The organism is Microbacterium luticocti DSM 19459 (assembly GCF_000422405.1).
GTDB lineage: Bacteria > Actinomycetota > Actinomycetes > Actinomycetales > Microbacteriaceae > Microbacterium > Microbacterium luticocti.
Genome location: NZ_AULS01000003.1, coordinates 97,442 through 122,399 on the forward strand (window position 1 = coordinate 97,442; position 24,958 = coordinate 122,399).

Genomic DNA, 24,958 nt, shown 5'->3' on the forward strand with positions numbered 1-24,958 from the left:
GGCGATCTCAGCGAGCGCGGAGCGCGGAGGAGGTCACATCGCCCGGGTGGCCTCGACCCAGGCGTCGAGCTTGGCGATCGCCGCGCCCGAATCGATCGTGGCCGCCGCCGTCTGCAGGGCTTCGGCCAGCCGTTCCAGGATCGGACGCTGCACCTGCAGCGGGTCGCGGAACAGGCGGTAGGCGACCAGCCCCGCCGCCGCGTTCAGCAGCACGATGTCGCGCACCGGGCCGGTCTGTCCGCCGAGCGTGCGCCGCACCACCTCGGCGTTGTGCTGGGGGCTTCCGCCGACCAGATCGTCGAGCTCGGCGAGCGGGATGCCCAGGTCGGGCGGGTAGATGTCGTGTTCGTGGATGTCGCCGAGGCTGACCTCCCAGAGCCGGCTGTGCCCGGTGGTGGTCATCTCGTCGAGCCCGTCGTCGCCACGGAACACCAGCGCGGTCGCGCCCCGGGTGCGGAAGACGCCGGTGATCAGCGGCACCCGGTCCAGTTGGGCGACGCCGACCGCGTTGGCCTCGGCGCGGGCCGGATTGCACAGCGGCCCGAGGAAGTTGAACACGGTGGGCACGCCGAGCTCCGCGCGGGTGGCGCCGGCGTGCCGGAACCCCGGGTGGAAGGCCGACGCGAACGCGAACGTGATGCCCACGCGGCGCAGCGTGTCGGCCACCCGGTCCGGCTCGAGGGTGAGGTCCAGGCCCAGTGCCGACAGCACGTCCGACGACCCCGACGCCGAGCTGGCCGCCTTGTTGCCGTGCTTGACCACGGGTACGCCGGATGCCGCGGCCACCACGGCCGCCATGGTCGAGATGTTCACGGTGCCCACCCGATCGCCCCCGGTGCCGACGATGTCGAGCACGTCCGCGTCCACCGGCAACGGCAGCGCGGCCTCGAGGATCGCATCCCGGAACCCGACGATCTCGTCGACGGTCTCGCCCTTGACCCGCAGGGCGACGAGGAACCCGGCCAGCTGCGAGGGCGTCGCCGTCCCGCCCATCACCTGCCGCATCGCCCAGGTGGCCTCCGACACGCTCAGATCGCGGCCCTGAACAAGGGTCGTCAGGATCGTCGGCCACGAGGTGAGGTCTGCCATGAGTGAAGATCCTACCGAGGCGCCCGGTCCGGCCCGCTCCGACGTCGGCTCTGTGACGGGCACGGACCATCCTGGCGTTCACCGGGGATTCTCAGTCCGCTCCCAGCGCATCGGCGGGTGACGCTCGCCCGATCCGAGGCGTTCTCTTAGGCTCCCCTAAGTCCGGATCCGGCCGTTCCGGGGCACGTCGATGCGAAAATCCGGGCGCGGAATCGGCCATAATGGGGAGCGTGACGACCCCAGCGACTTTCAACCAGGCTTTGCGCACAGTGAAGCGACCCGACCCGGTCGCCGTCGGCACGATCGTCTGGCTCGGCAGCGAGGTGATGTTCTTCGCGGGTCTGTTCGCGATCTACTTCACGCTGCGCAGCACCTCCCCTGATCTGTGGGCGGAGATGACGCAGCACCTCAACGTGCCGTACGCCGCGGTGAACACGATCATCCTCGTGCTCTCGTCGGTGACCTGCCAGATGGGCGTGTTCGCGGCGGAGCGATTCCAGCCGTACTCGACGCGCAAACGCGGGCCCCTGGGCTGGGGCATGGTCGAGTGGTTCTTCCTCACCTTCGCGATGGGCGCGATCTTCGTGTCCGGGCAGGTCTGGGAGTACGCGCAGCTGACCATGGAGGGCATGCCCATCTACGCCAACCCCTACGCGTCGGCGTTCTATCTGACCACCGGCTTCCACGCCCTGCACGTGACCGGCGGACTGGTGGCGTTCCTGCTCGTGATCGGCCGCGCCTACGCGGTGAAGAACTTCGGTCGCAAAGAGATGACGACCTCGATCGTGGTGTCGTACTACTGGCACTTCGTCGACGTCGTCTGGATCGCCCTGTTCCTCGTCATCTACTTCCTGAAATAAGAAGGCCGCACCTGACATGGCACGTGAGAAGAAGCGTCGCGCCTCCGGGCGCCGTAGTCCCCTGGCAGCCGTCGTCCTGATCGGCGTCGGCCTGCTCATGACCGGCGGGATCTACGCCGGCGCATCGGCGGCGATGGCGGCCACCGGCGACACCTCCACCTCGACGGCGCTGACCGTCGAGGACGGCAAGAAGCTGTTCCAGGCCAACTGTGCGACCTGCCACGGCATGGACCTGCAGGGCACCGAGAACGGCCCGTCGTTGTTCGGCGTCGGCGAGCTGTCGGTCGAGTTCCAGGTGGCGACCGGTCGGATGCCTCTGGAACAGCAGGGCCCGCAGGCCCCGCAGAAGCCGGCGCAGTTCACCGAAGACCAGATCAAGGCGATGGCCGCGTACGTGCAGTCCGTCTCGCCCGGCCCCACCTACCCGTCCGACGAGGTGCTGGACGGCAAGGGCGACGTCGCCGAAGGCGCCGAGATCTTCCGCGTCAACTGCGCCATGTGCCACAACGTCGCCGGCGCCGGCGGTGCTCTCACCGAGGGCAAGTTCGCGCCCCCGCTGACCAACACCAGCCCGTTGCACATGTACGCGGCGATGGTCACCGGCCCGCAGAACATGCCGGTGTTCAGCAACCTGAACCTGAACCTCGAAGAGAAGCGCGACGTCATCTCGTACCTGCTGTACCTGCAGCAGCACGAGTCGCCCGGCGGCTACGCGCTCGGGTCGCTCGGCCCGGTGGCCGAGGGCCTGTTCATCTGGATCTTCGGCATCGGCACCCTCATCGGGGTGACGGTGTGGATCACCGCGAAGTCCAACTGATCGTTCACTGATTCCCACGTACGAGGAGCACCATGGCACACGAGGAAGACCCGCTCGAGCATGAGAGGGCTTCGTGGAAGCCCTCCCCCGGGCTCGCCGTCGCGGTCCCCGACCCGGTGCAGAACGCCGAGTTGCCGCCGCACCGTGAGCGCGTCACGGACAAGGACCCGGCCGCCATGAAGCGCGCGGTCCGCACGGTGTACACGCTGTTCTACCTGTCGGTCGCCGCGAGCATCTGGGCCGTGGCCGCCTACATGATCTTCCCGATCGAGGACGGCCGGATCACCAGCATCCGGCACAACAACCTGTTCATCGGCCTGGGCATCGCGCTCGCGCTGCTGGCCATCGGCATCGGCGCCATCCACTGGTCGAAGGCGATCATGTCGGACAAGGAGTTCATCGAGCCACGGCATGCGACCCGAGGGCGCGACACCACCCGTGAGGCGGCGGTGCAGGCGTTCGCGGACGCGAACGAGGAGTCCGGGTTCGGCCGCCGCGCGATGATCCGCAACTCGCTGTTCGCCGCCCTGGTGGCCTCGGTGATCCCCGGCATCACGCTGTTCCGGGGGCTCGCCCCGCACAACAGCCCGGGCGACCCGCACGCCGGTGACCCGGTGTACCTGCTCAGCCACACCATGTGGAAGAAGGGGATGCGCCTGGCGCACGACCCCTCCGGTGTGCCGATCAAGGCGTCCGACGTCACCCTGGGCTCGGCGTTCCATGTCATCCCCGAGCCGCTCAAGGACGTCGCCCACGGTGACGGCTACCTCGAAGAGAAGGCCAAGGCGATCGTGCTGCTGATGCGACTTCCGGTCGACCAGCTGCACCCCGAGCCCGGCCACGAGGACTGGGGCTTCGACGGCATCGTCGCCTACTCCAAGGTCTGCACCCACGTGGGCTGCCCGGTGGCGCTGTACGAGCAGCAGACGCATCACCTGCTGTGCCCGTGCCACCAGTCGCAGTTCGACGTCTCGCACGGGGCGCGCGTGATCTTCGGCCCGGCCGCGCGGCCGCTGCCGCAGCTGCCCATCGAAGTCGACGACGAAGGCTACATCGTCGCCAAGAGCGACTTCCACGAACCCGTCGGCCCGAGCTTCTGGGAGCGCCATTGAGTACCGCAACCACCACCTCCCCCGCCCCGGAGGAGACGAGCCAGAAGCCGCTGGGCGGTCGCTTCGTCGGCTGGGCGGCGAACTACCTCGATGAGCGCACCAGCCTGTCGGGCTTCGTCAAGGAGCTCGGCCGCAAGATCTTCCCCGACCACTGGTCGTTCATGCTGGGTGAGATCGCGCTGTGGAGCTTCGTCGTGGTGCTGCTGTCGGGCACCTTCCTGACGTTCTTCTTCCAGGCCTCCATGGTGCCCACGCACTACGCCGGATCGTTCATCCCGATGCGCGGTGTCGAGATGTCGGCGGCGCTGGATTCCACGCTGCGGCTGTCGTTCGACATCCGCGGCGGGCTGCTGGTGCGTCAGATCCACCACTGGGCCGCGCTCGTGTTCGTCGCCGGCATCGGTGTGCACATGCTGCGCATCTTCTTCACGGGCGCGTTCCGCAAGCCGCGCGAGCTGAACTGGGTGATCGGATTCATCCTGTTCATCCTGGCGATGGCCGAGGGCTTCACCGGGTACTCCCTTCCCGACGACCTGCTCTCGGGCAACGGTCTGCGCATCATCGACGGCATGATCAAGGGCCTGCCGGTCATCGGCACCTGGACCTCGTTCCTGCTGTTCGGCGGGGAGTTCCCCGGTGACCAGATCGTGGGGCGCCTGTACACCCTGCACATCCTGCTGCTGCCGGCGATCCTGGTCGGGTTGCTCGTGCTGCACCTGATGCTGATGGTGATCAACAAGCACACCCAGTTCGCCGGTCCCGCGCGCAAGAACAGCAACGTCGTGGGCTACCCGATGATGCCGGTCTACATGTCGAAGATGGGCGGGTTCTTCTTCATCGTCTTCGGTGTGATCGTGCTGATCGCCTCGCTGTTCACGATCAACCCGATCTGGAACTACGGTCCGTACGACCCCTCCCCGGTGTCGGCGGGTACGCAGCCGGACTGGTACATCGGCTTCGCCGACGGCGCGCTGCGCCTGGTGCCGCCGCACCTGGAGTTCGTGTGGCTCGACCACACCTGGTCGTTCAACATCATCCTCCCGGTGCTGGTGCTCGGTCTGTTCATCGTGCTGGTGCTGATCTACCCGTTCATCGAGGCGTGGGTGACCGGTGACAAGCGTGAGCACCACATCGCGCAGCGTCCGCGGCACGCCGCGACCCGCACCGCCATCGGTGTGGCCGGCGTGATCTTCTACGCGGTGCTATGGGCCGCGGCATCCTCGGACCTCATCGCCACACACTTCCATCTGACGATGGAGGGCGTCATCCACACCCTGCAGGCGCTGCTCATCCTGGGCCCGATCATCGGCTACTTCGTCGCCAAGCGCATCGCGATCGCGCTGCAGAAGAAGGACCGCGAGATCGTGCTGCACGGGTACGAGTCCGGGCGCATCGTGCGGCTGCCCGGCGGCGAGTTCGTCGAGGTGCACCGTCCCGTCGACCACTTCGACCGGTTCAAGCTCGTCGACTACGAGACGTACGAGCCGCTCGTGGTGCGCCCGAACGCGAAGGGCCGGATCGGCTTCTGGCAGAACACGCGGGCCGCGTTCTCGCGCTGGTTCTTCGAGGACCGGCTCACCCCGATCACGCAGGCCGAGCTCGAGGCGGCCGTCGCCCACCAGCACCACTCGCTCGACCAGATGCAGTCGGTCGAGGACGCCGAGATCCAGGGCGCGCACGAGCGTGCCGGCCACCCCGAGGCGCCGCTGCATCCCGAGGACGAGAACGCACCGTCCGGTGAGCTGCCGGTGCACCCGACCACGGTGATCGCCGACGACGAGACCGGAACGAGCCACGAGGGCGACCGCGACCGGTAGTCACCGCCGCTTCCGTCCGGGCCCCGTCCGCACACCGTGCGGCGGGGCCCTTCTCGTGGGCGGCGGCCGCCGGCGCGGTTTGATCGGCCCGCACGGCCGCCCCGGGGGCCGTGGGCGGCCGCCGGCACTCCGATCGTCCACACGGCCGCCTCGGCGGCTACGGGTGCCAGTGCCGCTACAAGAGCCCGGCCGCGAACAGGATGCCCTCTCCCCCGTCGAACGGGACGTCACGGAACCGGGCCGCGCGGCCGAGTTCCCGAAAGCCCCAGCGGCGGTGTGCGGCAATGGATGCGGTGTTCCGCACGTTCGTGACGTAGTAGGCGCTGTGGGCACCGGAGCGGCGGATCAGCTCCAGGCGCGCCGCGATCAGGCAGGACCCGACACCGGTACGTCGCGACCCGGTGCGCACCCGCACGCCCATGAGGTACTCGCCGGCGGGCGCGTCGGCCGTCGGATCGTCGAACCGGCGGGTCGCCGCCCAGCCGACGACCGTGCCGTCGCGCACGGCCACGCACACGCGCTCGTGCGCGGTCGGGATGGCACCGGTCACCCACGCGCGGAACCGCTCCCCCGTCGCGCCGTCGCCGTGCGCCTGCACCTGCAGGATCGCGTCGATGTCGGCGGGACGGGCGAGACGAACCGAGAGCGCCATGCGACCCAGCCTATCGACGGCACCCGAGCTGTCGATGGTGTCCGAGCTGTCGACGGCGCCCGAGCTGTCGATGGTGTCCGAGCTGTCGACGGCGCCCCGAGCGCCTGACGATGGACCTTTCCGGAGAGATGCCAAAGGGCCCCGAGCCGGGTTCATCACCCGGCGCGGGGCCCGTCGACAGTCTCTCAGCGGGCGAAGTTGCCGCGGTAGTACTCGTACACCCAGCCGACGATCGCGACGGCGAACACGCCGAATCCGATCGGCAGCATCCAGGAGCCCACCGCCAGCCCGATCGCCGCGATCGCGGCCGAGCCGGCGAGCACGATCGGCCACCACGACCACGGCGAGAACTCGCCGATCTCGGGGTCGCCGTCGTCGATGTCGGCCGTCAACACGTCCTCAGGCAGCTCGCCGCCCTGTGCGCGGTGCACGCGGCCGATGTAGAACGCGATCAGTGCCGCCATGAACCCGACGAACAGCAGCGCGATGGTGCCGACCCACTCGATCGCGTGGAACCACACGATGTCGGGGTGGTCGACGATGTTCCAGAACGTGTAGACCGCGGACATCACGACGAAGAAGCCGCAGATGACCCACCAGATGCCGATGTTCGTGCGCACTTATTTCACCTCTCCGCTCGCACCGGCCAGAACCGGGATGCCGTCCGGCGCCGCCTCGGGGTGGTTCAGGTCGAACGCCGGCCGCTCGCTGCGGATGCGCGGGATCGACGTGAAGTTGTGCCGCGGCGGCGGGCAGCTGGTCGCCCACTCCAACGACGCCCCGTAGCCCCACGGGTCGTTGACCGTGACCTTCGGCGCCTTGCGTGCGGTGATCCACACGTTCAGCAGGAACGGGATCATCGACGAGCCCAGCAGCATCGCACCGATCGTGGACACCTGGTTCATCCACGTCCAGCCGTCCGACGGGGCGTAGTCGGCGTAGCGTCGCGGCATCCCGTCGACGCCCGCCCAGTGCTGCACGAGGAAGGTCATGTGGAAGCCGATGAACAGCATCCAGAAGTGCACCATCCCGAGCCGCTCGTTGAGCATCTTGCCGGTCCACTTCGGCCACCAGAAATAGAAGCCCGAGAACATCGCGAACACCACGGTGCCGAACACCACGTAGTGGAAGTGCGCGACGACGAAGTACGAGTCCGACAGGAAGAAGTCCAGCGGCGGCGACGCGAGGATCACACCGGTGAGCCCGCCGAACACGAACGAGGCGAGGAACCCGATCGCGAACACCATGGGCGTCTCGAACGTGATCGAGCCGCGCCACATGGTGCCGATCCAGTTGAAGATCTTCACGCCGGTCGGGATCGCGATGAGCATGGTCATCAGTGAGAAGAACGGCAGCAGCACCGCGCCGGTCACGTACATGTGGTGCGCCCACACCGACACCGACAGCGACGCGATCGCGATCGTGGCGTACACCAGGGTCTTGTACCCGAAGATCGGCTTGCGGCTGAACACCGGGAACACCTCGGACACGATGCCGAAGAACGGCAGCGCGATGATGTACACCTCGGGATGCCCGAAGAACCAGAACAGGTGCTGCCAGAGCAGCACACCGCCGTTGGCCGAGTCGTAGATGTGCGCGCCGAGCACGCGGTCGGCGGCGGCGCCGAAGACCGCGGCGGCCAGCACCGGGAAGACCATGATGATCAGGATGCTGGTGATCAGGGTGTTCCACGAGAAGATCGGCATGCGCCACATGGTCATCCCCGGGGCACGCATCGTGATCACCGTGGTGATGAAGTTCACCGCACCCAGGATCGTGCCGAAACCGCTGATGCCCAATCCCAGGAACCACAGGTTGCCGCCCGCGCCCGGCGAGAACGTCGCGTTCGCCAGCGGCTGGTACGCGAACCACCCGAACGAGGCCGCACCCTGCGGGGTGAGGAACCCGGCCGTGGCGATGGTCGAGCCGAACAGGAACAGCCAGAATGCGAACGCGTTCAGCCGAGGGAACGCCACATCCGGCGCCCCCAACTGCAACGGCAGGATCGCGTTGGCGAACCCGGCGAACAGCGGCGTCGCGAACATCAGCAGCATGATCGTGCCGTGCATCGTGAACAGCTGGTTGAACTGCTCCTTGGTCGGGATCAGCTGCATGCCCGGCTCGAACAGCTCGGCGCGGATGATCAGCGCCATCACGCCGCCGAGCATGAAGAACATCACCGACGAGATCAGGTACATGTACCCGATGGTCTTGTGATCGGTGGAGGTGATCCACCGCACCACGATGTTGCCCTTCTGCTCCACCCGGGTGGAGCTCATCAGAGCGGCCTGTCGCGGCGGCAGGGTCGTCGTCCGGCTCTTCGTGGATTCCTGAAGCGGGAGCGTTGTCGCCATCTCACTTGCCTCCGTTGGTCGACGCGCCGGTCCCGGGCTCGTTCTGGAGCCGGTCGTAGGCGTCGGTGATGTCTCCGGTGTTGCCCTCGTCACGCAGCTTCTGCAGGTACTGCTGGTACTCGTCTGCGCTGACCACCTTCACGCGGAAGAGCATCGCCGAGTGGTACTCGCCACAGAGTTCGGCGCACTTCCCCTGATAGGTGCCCTCACGGGTCGGCGTGAACGACCAGGAGTTGTCGCGGCCGATGTAGAGGTCCTTCTTGTACAGGAAGTCGATGATCCAGAACGAGTGCGCCACATCGCGCGACTCGAGGTCGATGCGCACCCGCTCGTTCACCGGCAGGTACAGGGTGGGCAGTGCGTCCTGGTCGACGTTGCCGGCCTTGTCGGGCTCGGCCTGCACGCCCATGGTCCACACCGCGTCGGAGTTGTCGGCGGCCTGACCGTTGTACTGGAAGTCCCACGACCACTGCTTGCCGATCGCCACGACCGACACGTCGGGGTGCTGGTCCTGCGTCTCGAGCACCGCCTGGTCGCGCGCGGTGAAGGCGAACATGCCCGCCACCAGCAGCACCGGGATGACGGTGTAGAAGATCTCGATCGGCATGTTGTAGCGCAGCTGCACCGGCAGGCCGGTCTGTCCCTTGCGGCGACGGTACGCGACCATCGCCCACAGCATGAGTCCCCAGGTGATGAAGCCCACCACGAGCAGCACCACCCACGAGTTGACCCAGAGCCCCGACACCATCTCGGTGCGGTTGGTGGCCGGCGGTGCACTCGCATCCTCGAAGCCGGGCAGGAACCCGTGCAACTGAGTGGGGGTGCATCCTGCGAGTAGGACGGCGGCGGCCGTCCCGAGCGGGAGGGCGACCCAGCGGAGGCGACGTTTCGAGGGCACAGCGCACCTTTCCGGGATCAACGAACTGACAGTGGCCAGTCTAGAGCAACCTCCCACCGGATTCTGGCCAATCGCCCAGGCGGGGCGCAGGCCGACGGTGCCGCGACACGGATGTTCCGGGTACGCGAAACGCCGGCCACCGGCCGGTGGAAGGGTCGGGCCGGTTCAGTGGAAGCTGTCGCCGCAGGCGCAGCTGCCGGCCGCATTCGGGTTGTCGATCGTGAAGCCCTGCTCGGCGATCGTGTCCTTGAAGTCGATGGTCGCGCCGTCGAGGTACGGGATGCTCATCTCGTCCACGATGACCTCGACGCCGTCGAAGTCGACGGTGCGGTCGCCGTCGAGGTACCGCTCGTCGAAGTAGAGCTGGTAGATCAGCCCGCTGCATCCGCCCGGCTGCACGGCCACGCGCAGCCGCAGGTCGTCACGGCCCTCGGCCGCCAGGAGGCTCTTCACCTTGTCGGCGGCCGCATCGGTCAGCAGCACGCCGTGGTCGCGGACGGGCTGGTCGGCGGTGAGTGCGGTGTCGGTCATGTGTTTCCTCCGGGTGTGGGCGTCGGATGCCGCAAGTCTACGCCGCGCCGCCCACCCCGGGCGTGACGAGGGGGCATGTCACCGACCGCGCGCGTCCAGGCGCTCCAGCAGCAGCGCCTCGGAGATCAGCGCGTGCCGGAACGTGTCCAGGTGCAGCGATTCGTTGGGGCTGTGCGCCCGCGCGTGCGGGTCCTCCACTCCGGTGACCAGGATCTGCGCCTCGGGGAAGGTGCGCACCAGGTCGGCGATGAACGGGATCGACCCGCCCACGCCGAGCTCGACCGGGTCGGCGCCGTAACCGGCCGCGAGCGCGTCGCGCGCCTCACCGACCGCCCACCCGCCGGTGTCGACGAGGAATCCGTCGCCGCAGTCGACGTCCGAGAAGGTGAGTTCGGCGCCGAACGGCGCGTGCGCGCGCAGGTGTGCGGCGATCGCCTCGTATGCCTCGCGGGCGGGCTGCCCCGGTGCGATCCGGGCGCTGATGACGACGGTCACCTCGGGGGTGAGCGTGTTCGAGGCGTTCACGACGCTCGGCGCGTCGATGCCGGTGACGGTGATGGATGCCTTGTTCCAGATGCGGCTGAGGATGCTGTCGCGTCCGATCGGGGTGACCGCGTCGGGCAGGCCCGCCTCGTCCCGCAGCGTCTGCTCCGAGTAGGCGGGGGTGGCGGCATCCCGCTGCGCCAGGCCCGGCACCGCGACGGCGCCGTCGTCGTCCCACAGTGTGGCCAGCAGTTTCACGGTCGCCATCATGGCGTCGGGCACCGCTCCCCCGAACATGCCGGAGTGCGACGCGTGCTCGAGGGTGCGCACCGTCAGCGTGAACCGTGCGTTGCCGCGCAGCGAGACGGTGAGCGCCGGGGTGGTGGCATCCCAGTTGCCGGAGTCGGCGACCACGATCACGTCGGCGCGCAGCGCGTCGGCGTTGTCGGCCAGAAACTGCGCGAACGAGCGGGATCCGGCCTCTTCTTCACCCTCGACGAACAGGGCGACGCCCAGGCGGATGTCGTCGCCGAGCGTGTCGCGCAGCGTCCGCAGCGCGCCGATGTGCACCATGACGCCCGCCTTGTCGTCGGCGGCGCCGCGGCCGTACAGCCGCCCGTCGCGCACCGTCGGCTCGAACGGCGGGGTGTCCCACAGTGCCTCGTCGCCGACCGGCTGCACGTCGTGGTGCGCGTACAGCAGGATCGTGGGCCGCCCGTCGCGTGCGGCCCGGGTGGCCAGCACCGCGGGCATGCCGCGCCGGTCGCCGCCGTCGATGGCGGCATCGCGGATCTGCACGGACTCGAACACTCCGGTGCTCTTGGCGAGGGCCGCGACCGCCTCGGCGCTGCGGCGCACCTGCGCGTGGTCGAAGCCGTCGAACGCGACGGACGGGATCCGCACGAGCGATCCCAGGTCGGCCAGGGCGGCGGGGATGTTCCCGGCCGCGGCCTCGCGGACCGCGGCGGGGCGGGACTGTTCGGATGTCATGCGGGTAATCTTAAGGGCACGCCCTTTCCGTCCCCCTTTCGCGATCGAGGATCATCCGTGGCCAAGAAGACCGCCGACACCCCTGCCGAGGCAGAGCCGACGCCCGCGACGGGCAAGGGCCGGCCGACGCCGACGCGGGCCGAGCGGGAGGCGGCGCGCAAGCGCCCGCTGGTCGCGGACACCAAAGAGGCCCGCGCCCGGCAGAAGGCCGAACTCGCCGCCCAGCGCGAGAGGGCCCGCATCGGCATGGCCGCCGGTGACGACAAGTACCTGCCCGCACGCGACAAGGGTCCGCAGCGCCGGTTCGTGCGCGACTACATCGATGCCGGCTGGCACATCGGCGAGCTGATCATGCCGCTGATGATCCTGGTGATCCTGGTGACGTTCCTGCAGTCGATGCCCGAGGTGCAGTTCTACGCGTTCATCGTGCTGTGGGCGTACGTCGTGATCGTGATCATCGACATGGTGATCACCTCGATCCGGGTCAAACGCGCCGCAAGCCGCAAGTTCGGCGACCGACGTGAGCGCGGGCTCGGCTGGTACGGCGCGATGCGCACCATCCAGATGCGGTGGATGCGGCTGCCCAAGCCGCAGGTCAAGCGCGGGCAGTATCCGGCCTGACCTCGGCCGGGGTCAGTCGTCCGGTCGTCCGGTCGGCGACAGTCGTCCGGTCGGCGTCGGTCGTCCGGTCGGCGTCGGTCGTCCGGTCGGCGTCGGTCGTCCGGTGGTGGTCAGCGGGCCAGGCCGCGGTTGATCTGCCGGGCCCACAACGGCCCGCGGTACAGGAACGCGGTGTACCCCTGCACCAGGTTCGCACCGGCTTCCAGCCGCTCGCGCACGTCGTCGGCGGTCTCGACCCCGCCGACCGAGATCACCGTGAACGCGGCGGGCACCACGGCGCGCACCCGGCGCAGCACGGCCATCGAGCGGGCCTTCAGCGGCGCGCCGGACAGGCCGCCTTCCCCCGCTGCGGCGACGGTCGCCGGGTCGGCCGACAGGCCCTCGCGCGAGATCGTGGTGTTGGTGACGATGATGCCGGCAAGACCCACCTCGACGGCCAGCCGTGCGATGTGGTCGATCTCGTCGTCGGACAGGTCGGGGGCGATCTTCACCAGCAGGGGCGTCGGGCCCGCGGCATCCTTCACCGCCTGCAACAGCGGCCGCAGCGTCTGCACCGCCTGCAGCCCGCGCAGTCCCGGGGTGTTCGGCGACGACACGTTCACGGCGAGGTAGTCGGCCAGCGGAGCCAGCAGACGTGCGCTTCGCACGTAGTCGGCGGTCGCGTCGGCGACGTCGACGACGCGGCTCTTGCCGATGTTCACGCCGATCACGGCGCGGTGCCCCCGCCGGCGCCGCAGTCTCGCCAGCCGGGTCGCGGCCGCTGCGGCACCGCGGTTGTTGAAGCCCATCCGGTTGACCACCGCGCGGTCGCCGATCAGCCGGAACAGCCGCGGCTTGGGGTTGCCCTGCTGCGGGAGTGCGGTGACGGTGCCCACCTCGACGTGGCCGAATCCGAGTGCGGTGAGCCCGCGCACACCGACGACGTTCTTGTCGAAGCCCGCCGCGACCCCGAACGGCGAATCGAAGCTCAGCCCCAGCGCCGTGGTGTGCAGCTGCGGCGCCGGCCGGGTGAGCGCGCGGGCCGCCCACGAGAACGGCGGCACGCCGAGCACCCGGACGACGGCCATGCCGCAGTGGTGGGCGAACTCGGCGTCCAGGCGCGACAGCACGACGCGGAAGAGGAAGGGATACATCCCCTCCAGCGTAACGGTCAGGCCTCGGCGGCCACGTCGCGGGCGTGGTCGGCGCGCAGCTGCGCGATCGCGGTCTCGAAGTCCTCGAGCGAGTCGAACCCCTGGTAGACGCTCGCGAAGCGCAGGTAGGCGACCTCGTCGAGCTCGCGCAGCGGCCCGAGGATCGCCAGACCGATGTCGCCGGCCTCGATCTGCGACGAGCCGGTGCCGCGCAGGTCTTCTTCGACGCGCTGGGCGAGCAGCGCGAGGTCGTCGTCGGTCACCGGCCGGCCCTGGCAGGCCTTGCGTACGCCGGCGGCGACCTTCTCACGACTGAACGGCTCGGCCACGCCGGACCGTTTGATCACGGTGAGGCTGGCGGTCTCGATCGTCGAGAACCGGCCGCCGCACTCCGGGCACTGCCGGCGGCGACGGATGCTGAGGCCATCGTCGCTGGTGCGCGAGTCGATGACCCGGGAATCGGGGTGGCGGCAGAACGGGCAGTGCATCAGCCGACAGACTACCGGGCGAACCGGGCCTTCACGGCCTCGCCGTGCGCGGGCAGCGCCTCGTCGTCGGCCAGGGCCACGATGTGGTCGGCCACCTCGGCGAGGGCCGCGCGGTCGTATGTGATCACCTGCTGCGGGCGCAGGAAGGTCGCCGCCGACAGTCCGGCGGCGTAGCGCGCCTGGCCGCCGGTGGGCAGCACATGGTTGCTGCCGGCGAGGTAGTCGCCCAGGCTGACCGGCGCGTACGGGCCGACGAACACGGCGCCGGCGCTGGTGAAGCGCTCCGGACGCGGATCGGCCAGATGCAGTTCCAGGTGCTCGGGCGCGTAGGCGTTGCTGAACGCGGTGGCCGCCTCGAGGTCGTCCACCAGCACGATCGCCGACTGCACGCCCTCGAGCGCGGTGCGGGCACGTGCGCCGTTGCGGGTCCGGTCCACCCGCGCCTGCACCTCGGCGCGCACCCGGTCGGCGAGGTCGGCGTCATCGGTGACGAGCACGGCCGAGGCCTGCTCGTCGTGTTCGGCCTGGCTGATCAGGTCGACGGCCACGAGCACGGCGTCGGCAGTGGCATCCGCCACGACGAGGATCTCGGTGGCGCCGGCCTCGGCATCGACGCCGACGACGCCGGCGACGGCGCGCTTGGCGGCCGCGACGAAGTTGTTGCCCGGGCCGGTCACCACGTCGACCGGATCGAGTCCGATCGAGTGCACGCCGTAGGCGAACGCGGCGACCGCCCCGGCGCCGCCCATCGCATACACCTCGTCGACGCCCAGCAGGCGGGCGGCGGCGAGGATGTCGGGGTGCACACGACCGTCGAACGCCGCCTGTGGTGGTGAGGCGAGGGCGACGGCCCCGACCCCGGCGACCTGCGCGGGCACCACGTTCATCACGACGCTGGACGGGTAGACCGCCTTGCCGCCGGGAACGTAGACGCCCGCACGGGCCACGGGCTGCCAGCGCTGCGTGACGCGGGCGCCGTCGCCGAACGCGGTCACCGCGGGCGCGGGCACCTGGGCGGCCGATGCGCGACGCACGCGGGCGATGGCCTCGTCGAGTGCGGCGCGCACCCGCGGGTCGAGGCGTTCGACCGCCTCGTCGAGGTGCTCGGCGGGCACCCGGATCGCGTGGCCGGCGACCGCGTCGAACCGTTCCGCCTGCTCGCGCAGCGCCTGTTCCCCCCGCTCGGCGACGTCTCGGACCAGCTGCGCGGCGGCGGCCAGGGCGTCGGCCCGGGCGGCCTGGGCACGGGGGACGACGGCGAGCAGCTCGGCGGCCGTCAGCGACCGGCCGCGAAGATCGATGGTGCGCAGCATCCTTCCAGGCTAACCGGTGGGATGCGCCGGCCCGGCCGCCGTGACGCGCCGGTGCGGCCGGGCACCGCGTCAGCCGCGGGTGACGCCCGAGGTGTCGTGCAGATAGCCGACGCGGCCGTCTTCGTGCCGCACGACGAAGACGCTGCCACGGTCTTCGATCACGAGCGCCCACGCGGTCGGGCCGATGCGGAACAGCGGCACGCCGTGGTCGTCCACCACGTCGCGGTCTTCGGGCACGAGCGCCCAGAACGGCTGCGGCGACGCCGGTGCGACCACGGGCACCGCATGGGTGCGATCGTCGGTCGGCTCTGGTGCGGTCGGCTCATATGCGGCGGGCTCGTACGCAGCGGGCTCGCCCGCGGCCGGGTCGTGTGCACCGGCCGCGGCGGTCGGCGCGGCCACGGGCTCGGCGGCGGGCGCGGGCACCGGCCGGGGCCGCACGGCCACCGGCCGCGCCGGCCGCGCGGCGCGGTGTGCGACGGTCTCGGGGCGGTGACGGAAGTCGTCGGCCAGCCCGGGCACGAGCACCGCGAACACCGTGGCGACCACGCCCGCCAGCATCAGCACGAACTCCACCCAGGGCACCCACGAGAGCACCCACGGTCCGCCCGAGACCGCCACCGACACCTGCGACCACAGCTGCCCGAGCCACACCACGGCCGACACCGAGAACCCCACCGATGCGAACTGGTCGATGCCCAGCGACCCGACGCGGCGGATGCCGCTGGGTGAGAGCCGGCGCAGCACGATGAGGAACACCGCCACGGTGGGCACGCCGATGGTGAGGATCCAGTCGATGCCGCGCGTGAACACCGAGGTGAAGACGTAGCTGCTCGTGGAGAAGAACGAGACGACGAATGCGACGAGCCAGATCCCGGCGAGGATGACCTCGCGCAGCGAGAACGGGCCGACCCCGTACTGCACCGGCACCGCCTCATCGGCCCCGTCGCCGGATGCGGCCTGATCGCCCGGCTCGGTGGCATCCGCCGGCTGCGAGGCCGATTCGGCCGCCTGCGCCTCGGCGGGCGGGTTCCCGGCTGTCGGATCGGCGGCGATGGATGCCCGTGGCACGGTGTCGTCCACCGCGTACTCGTCCGCCCGCGCTCGGGTGTGCGCCAGGTCGTCGGGGTCCGGGCCGTTGAGCTTCTCGTCGGTCACGTGTGGCTCCTTCCGGTGGGCGCGCCGCGGCGCGCGTCGTCCGATACTACCCGCTGCCGCGGACGCCCGGTGCTGCGTGCGCCCGGGGGTGCATCACGTGCATCACCCCAGGCACTGCGGGCCGAGCAGGCTCTTCAACTCGCCGTACAGGTCGGCGCTGACCCGCACCGGCATGGGCACCTCGAACACCTTCGCCACCCCGCCGCGGTGCAGCCGCAGCGTCACCTCGGTGTCACCGCGGTGACGCGCCAGCATCTCGGCGAGTTCGGTCACCACCCGCTGCGTGGCCCGGTGTTCAGGGATGGTGAGGGCCAGCGGCCCCGACACGTCCACCACGCCCAGGTCGGGGGCGAACGCCGACTGGGCGTGCAGGTTGAGCCCGTCGTCACGACGCGACACCCGCCCGCGCACGACCAGGATGGAGTCGGCCTGCAGCATCGCGGAGAACTCGGTGTACGTCTTGCCCATGAACATCACGGTGACCTCGCCGTCGAAGTCCTCGACGGTGATCATGCCGTACGGGTTGCCGCTGGATTTCGCGACCCGGTGCTGCACGCTGGTGACCAGTCCTGCCACGGTCACCTGGTCGCCGTCACGCACGTCCTCGTTCGAGAGCAGGTCGTGGATGTTCGTGGACGCGTGCTTGGCCAGCGGAATCTCCAGACCCGCCAGCGGGTGGTCGGAGACGTAGAGCCCGAGCATCTCGCGCTCGAAGGCCAGCTTGTCCTTCTTGGTCCACTCCGGCCGGTCGGGCACCTTGGCGTCCTGCGCGGGCTCGTCGTCGCCCCACAGCGAGTCGAAGTCGAACCCCACCTCGCCATGCGCCTCGCGGCGTTTGTCGAGCACGGCCGCCTCGGTGGCGTCCTCGTGGATCTCCATCAGGGCGCGCCGGCTCACGCCGAACGAGTCGAACGCACCCGCCTTGATGAGCGACTCGACCGTGCGCTTGTTGGCCACGTGCACCGGCACCCGGCGCAGGAAGTCGTGGAACGAGGCGAACGGGCCCTCCGCGCGCGCCTGGATGATGCCGTCGACGACGTTGGAGCCGACGTTGCGCACGGCGCCCAGGCCGAACCGGATGTCTTCGCCGACGGCCGCGAAGTACTTGATCGACTCGGACACATCCGGCGGCAGCACCTTGATGCCCATCCGGCGGCACTCGTTCAGATACAGCGCCAGCTTGTCTTTCGCGTCGCCGACGCTGGTCAGCAGCGCCGCCATGTACTCCGCCGGGTAGTGCGCCTTCAGGTAGGCCGTCCAATACGAGACCAGCCCGTAGGCGGCCGAGTGGGCTTTGTTGAAGGCGTAGTCCGAGAACGGCAGCAGGATGTCCCACAGTGCCTTGATGGCGCCCTCGCCGTAACCGCGGTCGACCATGCCCTGGTGGAAGCCCTCGTACTGCTTGTCGAGCTCGGACTTCTTCTTCTTGCCCATGGCGCGGCGCAGGATGTCGGCCTGGCCGAGCGAGAACCCGGCGACCCGCTGCGCGATCGCCATGACCTGTTCCTGGTAGATGATCAGGCCGTAGCTGGTCTCGAGGATGTCCTGCAGCGGCTCGGCGAGCTCCGGATGGATCGGCGTGATCTCTTGCTGGCCGTTCTTGCGCAGCGCGTAGTTGATGTGCGAGTTCGCGCCCATCGGGCCCGGCCGGTACAGCGCGATGACGGCGGAGATGTCCTCGAAGTTGTCGGGCTTCATCAGCCGCAGCAGCGATCGCATCGGGCCGCCGTCGAGCTGGAACACTCCGAGCGTGTCGCCTCGGGCGAGCAGGTCGTACGAGGGCCGGTCGTCCAGCGGCAGCTCTTCGAGCACGAGCGGATGGCCGCGGTTGGCTGCGATGTTGTCGAGGGCGTCGTTGATGATGGTGAGGTTGCGCAGCCCCAGGAAGTCCATCTTGATCAGGCCGAGGGTCTCGCACGCCGGGTAGTCGAACTGGGTGACGATCTGACCGTCCTGTTCGCGGCGCATGATCGGGATGATGTCGATCAGCGGGTGACTGGACATGATGACGCCCGCGGCGTGCACGCCCCATTGCCGCTTCAGGTTCTCGAGCCCCACAGCGGTGTCGAACACCGTCTTGGCCTCGGGATCGGTCTCGATGACCGCGCGGAACTCGGATGCCTCTTTGTAGCGCGGGTGGGCCGGGTCGAACATGCCGTTCAGCGGCATGTCCTTGCCCATCACCGCGGGGGGCATCGCCTTGGTGAGCTTCTCACCCATGCTGAACGGAAAGCCGAGCACGCGCCCGGCGTCCTTGAGCGCCTGCTTGGCCTTGATGGTGCCGTACGTGACGATCTGGGCGACCCGGTCGTCACCGTACTTCTCGGTGACGTACTGGATGACCTCTGCCCGGCGGCGGTCGTCGAAGTCGACGTCGAAGTCGGGCATCGACACCCGGTCGGGGTTGAGGAAGCGCTCGAAGATCAGCCCGTGCTCGAGCGGGTCGAGGTCGGTGATGCGCATCGCGTAGGCGGCCATCGACCCGGCGCCCGAGCCGCGGCCGGGGCCGACCCGGATGCCGTTGTCCTTGGCCCAGTTGATGAAGTCGGCGACGACCAGGAAGTAGCCGGGGAAGCCCATCTGCGCGATGACGCCGCACTCGTAGTCGGCCTGCTTCCGGACCGCGTCGGGGATGCCGTTCGGGTAGCGGAAGTGCAGGCCCTTCTCGACCTCTTTGATGAACCAGCTCTCTTCGGTCTCGCCGTCGGGCACCGGAAAGCGCGGCATGTAGTTGGCGGCCGTGTTGAACTCGACGTTGCACCGCTCGGCGATCAGCAGCGTGCTGTCGCAGGCCTGTGGGCGTTCCCGGAACAGCTGCCGCATCTCGGCGGGAGACTTGATGTAGTAGCCGTCGCCGTCGAACTTGAACCGTTTGGGGTCGTCGAGGGTCGACCCGGACTGCACGCACAGCAGCGCGGCGTGGCTGGTGGCGTCCTCACGGTGCGTGTAGTGCGAGTCGTTCGTGGCGACCAGCGGGATCTTCAGGTCCTTCGCGATGCGCAGCAGATCGTCGACGATCCGGCGCTCGATCGACAGGCCGTGGTCCATGATCTCGCAGAAGTAGTTGTCGCGACCGAAGATGTCTTGGAACTCGGCGGCGGCCGCGCGCGCCGCCTCGTACTGGCCGAGCCGCAGCCGGGTCTGGATCTCGCCGGACGGGCAGCCGGTGGTGGCGATCAGGCCCGTGCTGTACTTCTGCAGCAACTCGCGGTCCATGCGCGACTTGAAGTAGTAGCCCTCGAGGCTGGCCAGGCTCGAGAGCCGGAAGAGATTGTGCATCCCTTCGGTGGTCTCGCTCAGCAGTGTCATGTGGGTGTAGGCGCCCGAGCCCGACACGTCGTCGTCGTTCTGCTCGGGGGTGCCCCAGCGCACGCGCGACTTGTCGGAGCGGTGGGTGCCGGGGGTGACGTACGCCTCGATGCCGATGATCGGTGTGATGCCGGCGGCCTTGGCGGTCTTGTAGAACTCGAACGCGGCGAACGTGTTGCCGTGGTCGGTGACCGCGATGGCGGGCATGCCCAGCCGCACCGCCTCGTCGACCATCGCGCCGATGCGCGCGGCCCCGTCCAGCATCGAATACTCGCTGTGCACGTGCAGATGGACGAAGGAATCGGATGCCACGGTTCGAGTCTACGGACCGCCTCGGACGCCGGCGGCCCGACGCGTGCGACCGGGTTGGCGCTCAGGCCTCGTCGGCGCGCAGCACCGCGAGCGCGTGCCGGAAGTCCTCCGGGTACGGCGAGGTGAACGAGATCTGCTCCCCCGTGGCGGGATGCGCGAATCCGAGCCGGTGCGCGTGCAGCCACTGGCGGTCGAGGCCCAGCCGTGCCGACAGTGTCGGGTCCGCCCCGTACAGCGGGTCGCCGACACACGGGTGCCGGTGCGCGGCCATGTGCACCCGGATCTGGTGGGTACGGCCGGTCTCGAGATGGATCTCGAGCAGGGATGCCCCACGGAACGCCTCGATCGTCTCGTAGTGCGTGATCGAGTCCTTGCCGTCGGGGGTGACGGTGAACTTCCACGGATGCGTGCGATGCCGGCCGATGGGCGCGTCGATCGTGCCGGCGAGCGGGTCGGGGTGGCCCTGCACCACAGCGTGGTACACCTTCTGCACGGTGCGTTCCTTGAACGCATGCTTGAGCGCCGCATAGGCACGCTCGCTGGATGCCACGACCATCAGGCCGCTGGTCCCGGCATCCAATCGGTGCACGATGCCCTGCCGCTCGGCGGGTCCGCTCGTGGCGGTGCGCAACCCCGCGGCGGCCAGCGCGCCCAGCACCGTCGGGCCCTCCCAGCCGAGCGAGGGATGCGCGGCGACACCGGCCGGCTTGTCGACCACGATGATGTCGTCGTCGCGGTACACGATGCCCAGCTCCGGCACCGCCTGCGGCACGACCTGCGGCGGCTGCTTGGGCATCCAGCTCACCTCGAGCCAGGACCCGGCGTGCAGCCGGTCGGACTTGCCGAGGGTGTGCCCGTCGGCCTGCACGCCGCCGGCGTCGGCGACCTCGGCGGCGAACGTCCGCGAGAAGCCGAGCATCTTGGCGAGGGCGGCGTCGACGCGCTCGCCGTCCAGCCCGTCCGGCACCGCAAACGTGCGGGACTCCACCTCAGTGCTCCGACGTGTGCTGCGCTGCGGCGGAGTCGGGCGCGGTCGCCCGCTTGTCGCGCGTGCCGTCCAACCGCAGGCCGACCAGCACCAGGATCGCCACGCCCACCATCATCGTGGTGATGAACATGTCGGCGACGTTGTAGATCGCCGGCATCATCCACGGCGTGTTGATGAAGTCGACCACGTGCCCGACCCCGAACCCGGGCGCGCGGAAGAGCCGGTCGCTGAGATTGCCCAGCACGCCGCCCAGCAGCAGGCCGAGGATGATCGCCCAGGCACGGGAGCGCACCCGGGTGCCGACGAGCCAGATGATGGCGAGCGAGACGACGGCCAGCGCGATCGTGAACACCCAGGTCACGTCACTGCCGAGCGAAAAGGCGGCGCCGGCGTTGGCGGTGAGGATGAAGATGAGGACGTTGCCGACCACGTGCACCGGCTGCTCGGGCGGCAGGTGCTGCAGGGCGAGGTACTTGGTGAACTGGTCGGCGGCCAGCACCACCGCTGCGAGGATCACAACGATGGTGCCGGCCGCCGCCGTACGCAGGGGGGCGCGGCTCAACGAACCGGCCTAGAGACCGACGGCCGAGACCTGGGCCGAGCCCGACCCGGTCGCGGTGGTCTCGAGGTCACGCAGCTTGCCCTCGATGTAACTGCGCAGCTGGGCGCGGTAGTCGCGCTCGAAGTTGCGCAGTTCGGTGATCTTCGCCTCGAGGGTGCCGCGCTCCTTCTCGAGCCGGGCGATCTCTTCGCGGCCGCGGGCCTCTGCCTCCGAGACGATCGAGGCGGCCTGCGCCTGCGCGTCGGCGATGAGCTTGTCGCGCTGGGCCTTGCCCTCGGCGACGTGCTCGTCGTGCAGGCGCTGGGCGAGCTCGATGATGCCGGCGCTCTGCGCCGCGCCGCCGGCGGCCGGCTGCTCGGCGGGGGCCGGAGCCGGTGCCGGTGCCTCGGCCGCGGCGGGAGCCGCCTCGGCGGAAGCCTCGGCCGGTGCGGCGGCGCCCGACTCGTACGCGGCGAGCTTGGCCTTCAGCTCGTCGTTCTCGGCGATGGTCTTGCGCCACTCGACCACGATCTCGTCGAGGAAGTCATCGACCTCATCCGGGTCGAAGCCCTCCTTGAACCGGACGTGCTGGAACTGCTTGGTGACGACGTCATCCGGGGTCAAAGGCATGTCTTCCTCTTTCGGGGCTCGAAGTGTGCTGACCGATGTCAGGATAACCGGCCCAGCCGACCGGTCATATCAGGAAAGCATAGTCTCGACGGTTTGCGCACCTGAAGACGTGCGGCCGTCACAACGAGGCGATCACCCGGAGGATCGACAGCAGCACGAAGCAGGCCAGCAACACGATCGTGAACGAGAGGTCGATCGCCACGCCGCCCATGCGCAGCGGGCGGATGAACCGGCGGAGGAACCGGATCGGCGGGTCGGTGACGGTGTAGACCACCTCGGCGGCGATCAGGCCCGCTCCTTTGGGTCGCCAGCCGCGGTTGAACAGCGGGATGTAGTCCAGGACCATCCGCACCAGCAGCAGGAGGATGTACAGCAGCACGACCCCGTACAGGATCGATGCCGCCAGGTGCACCACCGCCACGGCGGGCTACGGCTGCGAGAACGGCGTGACCTCGGGGTCCGCCTGCGCGACGGTGCCGTCGCCCGAGACCGCGATGTTCTCGGGCGAGAGCAGGAACACCTTGCTGGTCACGCGTTCGATGCGCCCGTACAGGCCCAGCGACAGGCCGCTCGCGAAGTCGACGAGGCGGCGCGCGTCGGCATCGCTCATCTGCGACAGGTTGATGATCACCGGGATGCCCTCGCGGAAGTTCTCGGCGATCAGCTGTGCGTCGCGGTACTGCTTCGGGTGCACGGTGAGGATCTCGCTGACCGCGCTCGGCGCCGGCTGGCGCACCACGGCGGGACGGTGGATCGGGGTCACCGGGGCGGCCTTCTCGACGGGCTTGGCGGTGCCACGGGCGGCAGGCTGCTGCTCGGCCGGCTCCTCGTCGTACACCTCCTCTTCGTCGGCGAGACCGAGGTACACCATGGTCTTCTTGAGCGGGTTCGACATCGCATCCTCCGTTTGCTCGTCTGGTTCGAGGCTAATTGCGCACGGGGCGGGAACCCGTGATTGCCGATCCGATGCGCAGGTGTGTCGCGCCCGCGGCGATCGCTTCGGCGAAGTCGGCGGTCATGCCGGCCGAGATCCAGTCGGCGTCGGGCACGACGGTGCGCAGCCGCTGCGCGTACCCGGCCAGGCGCGCGAACGCCGCAGCGGGGTGCTCGTCGAGCGGAGCGACGGCCATGATGCCGCGCACGCGCAGGGTGCGGCATCCCGCCACATGCTCGGCGAGCCGTTCCAGCGCGTCGGGGGTGACGCCGCCCCGGTCGGGGTCGTCGGTGAGGTTCACCTGCAGCAGCACGTCGAGCACATCGGCCCCGGTCCCGGCGGCCTGCTCGAGTGCGTCGGCCAGACGTTCCCGGTCCACCGAGTGCACGACGGATGCCGCCGCCCGGATCGCCCGCGCCTTCTTGGTCTGCGCCTGCCCGATGAAGTGCCAGCGCAGACCCTCCAGCCCGCCCAGTTCGGCGGACTTGGCGGTCAGCTCCTGCTGGCGGTTCTCGCCCAGGTCGCGCACCCCGAGACGGTACAGGTGCGCGGCCATCTCGGCCGGGTGGAACTTGGTGACCACGATCCGGGTGATCGCGGACGGGTCCCGGCCCGCCGCGCGCGCGGCATCGGCGATGCGCGCGTCGACGGCGGCGAGCCGGTCGGCGAGGTCGTCCACTATTTCAGGAAGTCCGGGATGTCCAGGTCGTCCTCGCCGAACGCCGAGTCGTAGCCGGACTCGGCCACCACCGGCACCGGCACCGGCTTCTCGGCCTCGTCGGGCACCGCACGGGCGGCCTCGTCGGCGGGCGTGGCCGGCACGGCGGGAGCGGACGAGCGGGCCAGGATCGGCTCGATGCGCGGCTGCGGCTCGCCACCGTCGAACCCGGCGGCGATGACGGTGACCCGCACCTCGTCGCCGAGGGTGTCGTCGATGACCGTGCCGAAGATGATGTTGGCCTCGGGGTGCGCGGCCTCCTTCACCAACTGCGCGGCGTCGTTGATCTCGAAGATGCCCAGGTTCGAGCCGCCCTGGATCGACAGCAGCACACCGTGTGCACCCTCGATCGAGGCCTCCAGCAGCGGGGATTCGACCGCCAGCTCGGCGGCCTTGATCGCCCGGTCCGCGCCGCGGGCCGACCCGATGCCCATGAGCGCCGAGCCCGCCCCCTGCATCACCGACTTGACGTCGGCGAAGTCGAGGTTGATCAGCCCCGGCGTGGTGATCAGGTCGGTGATGCCCTGCACACCGGCCAGCAGCACCTGGTCGGCGGTGGCGAACGCCTCGATCATCGAGATGCCGCGGTCGCTGATCTCGAGCAGCCGGTCGTTGGGCACGACGATGAGGGTGTCGACCTCTTCTTTCAGCTTGGCGACACCGGCCTCGGCCTGGCTCTGCCGACGGCGGCCCTCGAACGAGAACGGCTTGGTGACCACGCCGATGGTGAGGGCACCGATCGACTTGGCGATCTTGGCGACCACCGGCGCGCCGCCGGTGCCGGTGCCGCCGCCTTCGCCCGCGGTCACGAAGACCATGTCGGCGCCGGCGAGGGCCTCCTCGATCTCTTCCGCGTGGTCTTCGGCGGCGCGGCGTCCGACCTCGGGATCGGCGCCTGCGCCGAGCCCGCGGGTGAGCTCGCGGCCGACGTCGAGCTTGATGTCGGCGTCGCTCATCAGCAGTGCCTGGGCGTCGGTGTTGATCGCGATGAACTCCACGCCGCGCAGACCCAGCTCGATCATGCGGTTGACGGCGTTCACCCCGCCTCCGCCGACGCCGACCACCTTGATCACCGCGAGGTAGTTCTGGTTCTGGCTCATGCCGGCCTCCGTCTCGTCCCGAACCAAGCGTGTAAACCTTCAACCTCATCTAGAGGTTTAAAGAATTGCCCGGTATGCAATTCCTTTCGTCTGACGGTAAGCGGCACCGG

The 24,958-nt window shown here is 69.5% G+C and carries 24 protein-coding genes; 5 read left to right on the forward strand and 19 right to left on the reverse strand.

Going from position 1 to position 24,958, the window contains the following annotated elements; genetic code table 11:
* Window positions 1-33: 33 nt before the first annotated feature.
* Window positions 34-1,089, reverse strand: a complete 1,056-nt coding sequence (gene trpD, locus H577_RS0105505; protein ID WP_029145106.1) for an anthranilate phosphoribosyltransferase — start codon at window positions 1,087-1,089, stop codon at window positions 34-36.
* Window positions 1,090-1,310: 221 nt separating this feature from the next.
* Between trpD and ctaE the strand changes: the two genes are divergently transcribed.
* Genes ctaE through qcrB form a run of 4 tightly spaced genes read left to right on the forward strand, consistent with a single transcriptional unit; the run spans window position 1,311 to window position 5,695 of the window.
* Window positions 1,311-1,949, forward strand: a complete 639-nt coding sequence (gene ctaE / locus H577_RS0105510) for an aa3-type cytochrome oxidase subunit III (RefSeq protein WP_029145107.1) — start codon at window positions 1,311-1,313, stop codon at window positions 1,947-1,949.
* 16 nt (window positions 1,950-1,965) lie between these two features.
* Window positions 1,966-2,766 carry a cytochrome bc1 complex diheme cytochrome c subunit gene (gene qcrC, locus H577_RS0105515; protein ID WP_029145108.1) on the forward strand — a complete coding sequence of 267 codons (801 nt, stop codon included), beginning with the start codon at window positions 1,966-1,968 and terminating at the stop codon, window positions 2,764-2,766.
* Between the two features lie 32 nt (window positions 2,767-2,798).
* Window positions 2,799-3,878 (forward strand): cytochrome bc1 complex Rieske iron-sulfur subunit, encoded by a 1,080-nt coding sequence (qcrA, locus tag H577_RS0105520; protein WP_029145109.1) that lies wholly within the window; start codon window positions 2,799-2,801, stop codon window positions 3,876-3,878.
* Window positions 3,875-5,695, forward strand: coding sequence for a cytochrome bc1 complex cytochrome b subunit (gene qcrB / locus H577_RS15255; protein ID WP_051191792.1), 1,821 nt, complete (start codon window positions 3,875-3,877; stop codon window positions 5,693-5,695). Before qcrA ends, qcrB begins: the two co-directional genes overlap by 4 nt.
* A 175-nt stretch (window positions 5,696-5,870) precedes the next feature.
* Here the strand turns inward: qcrB and H577_RS15260 are convergent, their stop codons facing one another.
* The 6 genes from H577_RS15260 to H577_RS0105555 form a co-directional block, all read right to left on the reverse strand.
* Complete coding sequence (locus tag H577_RS15260) at window positions 5,871-6,347, reverse strand: GNAT family N-acetyltransferase (RefSeq protein WP_051191793.1); 477 nt, start codon at window positions 6,345-6,347, stop codon at window positions 5,871-5,873.
* 185 nt (window positions 6,348-6,532) lie between these two features.
* Window positions 6,533-6,967: an aa3-type cytochrome oxidase subunit IV gene (ctaF, locus tag H577_RS0105535; protein ID WP_029145110.1), complete on the reverse strand. Its 435-nt coding sequence runs from the start codon at window positions 6,965-6,967 to the stop codon at window positions 6,533-6,535.
* A complete protein-coding gene (ctaD, locus tag H577_RS0105540) occupies window positions 6,968-8,701 on the reverse strand; it encodes an aa3-type cytochrome oxidase subunit I (protein ID WP_029145111.1) in 1,734 nt (577 codons plus the stop codon). It abuts the gene before it with no gap.
* A 1-nt stretch (window position 8,702) separates the two neighbouring features.
* The gene (ctaC, locus tag H577_RS0105545; RefSeq protein ID WP_029145112.1) at window positions 8,703-9,599 is read right to left on the reverse strand and encodes an aa3-type cytochrome oxidase subunit II; all 897 of its coding nucleotides are present in this window, start codon (window positions 9,597-9,599) and stop codon (window positions 8,703-8,705) included.
* Between the two features lie 165 nt (window positions 9,600-9,764).
* Complete coding sequence (gene erpA, locus H577_RS0105550) at window positions 9,765-10,130, reverse strand: iron-sulfur cluster insertion protein ErpA (RefSeq protein ID WP_029145113.1); 366 nt, start codon at window positions 10,128-10,130, stop codon at window positions 9,765-9,767.
* 78 nt (window positions 10,131-10,208) lie between these two features.
* Window positions 10,209-11,603 carry a dipeptidase gene (locus tag H577_RS0105555; protein ID WP_029145114.1) on the reverse strand — a complete coding sequence of 465 codons (1,395 nt, stop codon included), beginning with the start codon at window positions 11,601-11,603 and terminating at the stop codon, window positions 10,209-10,211.
* Between the two features lie 57 nt (window positions 11,604-11,660).
* On the opposite strand from H577_RS0105555, the gene H577_RS0105560 reads away from it, so the two are divergent.
* Window positions 11,661-12,224, forward strand: a complete 564-nt coding sequence (locus tag H577_RS0105560; protein ID WP_029145115.1) for a DUF3043 domain-containing protein — start codon at window positions 11,661-11,663, stop codon at window positions 12,222-12,224.
* 110 nt (window positions 12,225-12,334) lie between these two features.
* Here H577_RS0105560 and H577_RS0105565 read toward each other — a convergent pair whose 3' ends face one another.
* The 12 genes from H577_RS0105565 to ftsZ form a co-directional block, all read right to left on the reverse strand.
* Window positions 12,335-13,357 (reverse strand): quinone-dependent dihydroorotate dehydrogenase, encoded by a 1,023-nt coding sequence (locus H577_RS0105565; RefSeq protein ID WP_029145116.1) that lies wholly within the window; start codon window positions 13,355-13,357, stop codon window positions 12,335-12,337.
* Window positions 13,358-13,374: 17 nt separating this feature from the next.
* Window positions 13,375-13,845 carry a transcriptional regulator NrdR gene (nrdR, locus tag H577_RS0105570; RefSeq protein WP_029145117.1) on the reverse strand — a complete coding sequence of 157 codons (471 nt, stop codon included), beginning with the start codon at window positions 13,843-13,845 and terminating at the stop codon, window positions 13,375-13,377.
* A gap of 11 nt (window positions 13,846-13,856) precedes the next feature.
* Window positions 13,857-15,158, reverse strand: coding sequence for a histidinol dehydrogenase (hisD, locus tag H577_RS0105575; protein WP_029145118.1), 1,302 nt, complete (start codon window positions 15,156-15,158; stop codon window positions 13,857-13,859).
* Window positions 15,159-15,227: 69 nt separating this feature from the next.
* Window positions 15,228-16,316, reverse strand: a complete 1,089-nt coding sequence (locus H577_RS15265) for a hypothetical protein (RefSeq protein WP_245570338.1) — start codon at window positions 16,314-16,316, stop codon at window positions 15,228-15,230.
* A 102-nt stretch (window positions 16,317-16,418) separates the two neighbouring features.
* Entirely contained in the window at window positions 16,419-19,937 is a 3,519-nt protein-coding gene (dnaE, locus tag H577_RS0105585; RefSeq protein ID WP_029145119.1) for a DNA polymerase III subunit alpha, read from the reverse strand.
* A gap of 61 nt (window positions 19,938-19,998) precedes the next feature.
* Window positions 19,999-20,925 (reverse strand): RluA family pseudouridine synthase, encoded by a 927-nt coding sequence (locus tag H577_RS0105590; RefSeq protein WP_029145120.1) that lies wholly within the window; start codon window positions 20,923-20,925, stop codon window positions 19,999-20,001.
* A 1-nt stretch (window position 20,926) separates the two neighbouring features.
* Window positions 20,927-21,487 carry a signal peptidase II gene (locus H577_RS0105595; protein WP_029145121.1) on the reverse strand — a complete coding sequence of 187 codons (561 nt, stop codon included), beginning with the start codon at window positions 21,485-21,487 and terminating at the stop codon, window positions 20,927-20,929.
* A 9-nt stretch (window positions 21,488-21,496) separates the two neighbouring features.
* Window positions 21,497-22,096 carry a DivIVA domain-containing protein gene (locus H577_RS0105600; RefSeq protein WP_029145122.1) on the reverse strand — a complete coding sequence of 200 codons (600 nt, stop codon included), beginning with the start codon at window positions 22,094-22,096 and terminating at the stop codon, window positions 21,497-21,499.
* Window positions 22,097-22,214: 118 nt separating this feature from the next.
* Window positions 22,215-22,517, reverse strand: a complete 303-nt coding sequence (locus tag H577_RS0105605) for a YggT family protein (RefSeq protein ID WP_029145123.1) — start codon at window positions 22,515-22,517, stop codon at window positions 22,215-22,217.
* A 6-nt stretch (window positions 22,518-22,523) separates the two neighbouring features.
* Entirely contained in the window at window positions 22,524-22,991 is a 468-nt protein-coding gene (locus tag H577_RS0105610; RefSeq protein ID WP_029145124.1) for a cell division protein SepF, read from the reverse strand.
* Window positions 22,992-23,022: 31 nt separating this feature from the next.
* Complete coding sequence (locus H577_RS0105615; RefSeq protein WP_029145125.1) at window positions 23,023-23,709, reverse strand: YggS family pyridoxal phosphate-dependent enzyme; 687 nt, start codon at window positions 23,707-23,709, stop codon at window positions 23,023-23,025.
* On the reverse strand, window positions 23,709-24,848 hold the full coding sequence (gene ftsZ / locus H577_RS0105620; protein ID WP_029145126.1) for a cell division protein FtsZ: 1,140 nt from the start codon (window positions 24,846-24,848) through the stop codon (window positions 23,709-23,711). The genes H577_RS0105615 and ftsZ overlap by 1 nt, the downstream gene beginning before the upstream one ends.
* Window positions 24,849-24,958 lie beyond the last annotated feature (110 nt).

Coding starts and splice junctions, on each gene's coding strand:
- erpA (WP_029145113.1), bottom strand. CDS start 10,130: ATGACCGACACCGCACTCACCGCCGACCAGCCCGTCCGCGACCACGGC.
- trpD (WP_029145106.1), bottom strand. CDS start 1,089: ATGGCAGACCTCACCTCGTGGCCGACGATCCTGACGACCCTTGTTCAG.
- qcrA (WP_029145109.1), top strand. CDS start 2,799: ATGGCACACGAGGAAGACCCGCTCGAGCATGAGAGGGCTTCGTGGAAG.
- ftsZ (WP_029145126.1), bottom strand. CDS start 24,848: ATGAGCCAGAACCAGAACTACCTCGCGGTGATCAAGGTGGTCGGCGTC.
- H577_RS0105600 (WP_029145122.1), bottom strand. CDS start 22,096: ATGCCTTTGACCCCGGATGACGTCGTCACCAAGCAGTTCCAGCACGTC.
- H577_RS0105565 (WP_029145116.1), bottom strand. CDS start 13,357: ATGTATCCCTTCCTCTTCCGCGTCGTGCTGTCGCGCCTGGACGCCGAG.
- nrdR (WP_029145117.1), bottom strand. CDS start 13,845: ATGCACTGCCCGTTCTGCCGCCACCCCGATTCCCGGGTCATCGACTCG.
- H577_RS0105555 (WP_029145114.1), bottom strand. CDS start 11,603: ATGACATCCGAACAGTCCCGCCCCGCCGCGGTCCGCGAGGCCGCGGCC.
- ctaD (WP_029145111.1), bottom strand. CDS start 8,701: ATGGCGACAACGCTCCCGCTTCAGGAATCCACGAAGAGCCGGACGACG.
- qcrC (WP_029145108.1), top strand. CDS start 1,966: ATGGCACGTGAGAAGAAGCGTCGCGCCTCCGGGCGCCGTAGTCCCCTG.
- H577_RS0105610 (WP_029145124.1), bottom strand. CDS start 22,991: ATGTCGAACCCGCTCAAGAAGACCATGGTGTACCTCGGTCTCGCCGAC.
- hisD (WP_029145118.1), bottom strand. CDS start 15,158: ATGCTGCGCACCATCGATCTTCGCGGCCGGTCGCTGACGGCCGCCGAG.
- H577_RS15260 (WP_051191793.1), bottom strand. CDS start 6,347: ATGGCGCTCTCGGTTCGTCTCGCCCGTCCCGCCGACATCGACGCGATC.
- ctaE (WP_029145107.1), top strand. CDS start 1,311: ATGGGGAGCGTGACGACCCCAGCGACTTTCAACCAGGCTTTGCGCACA.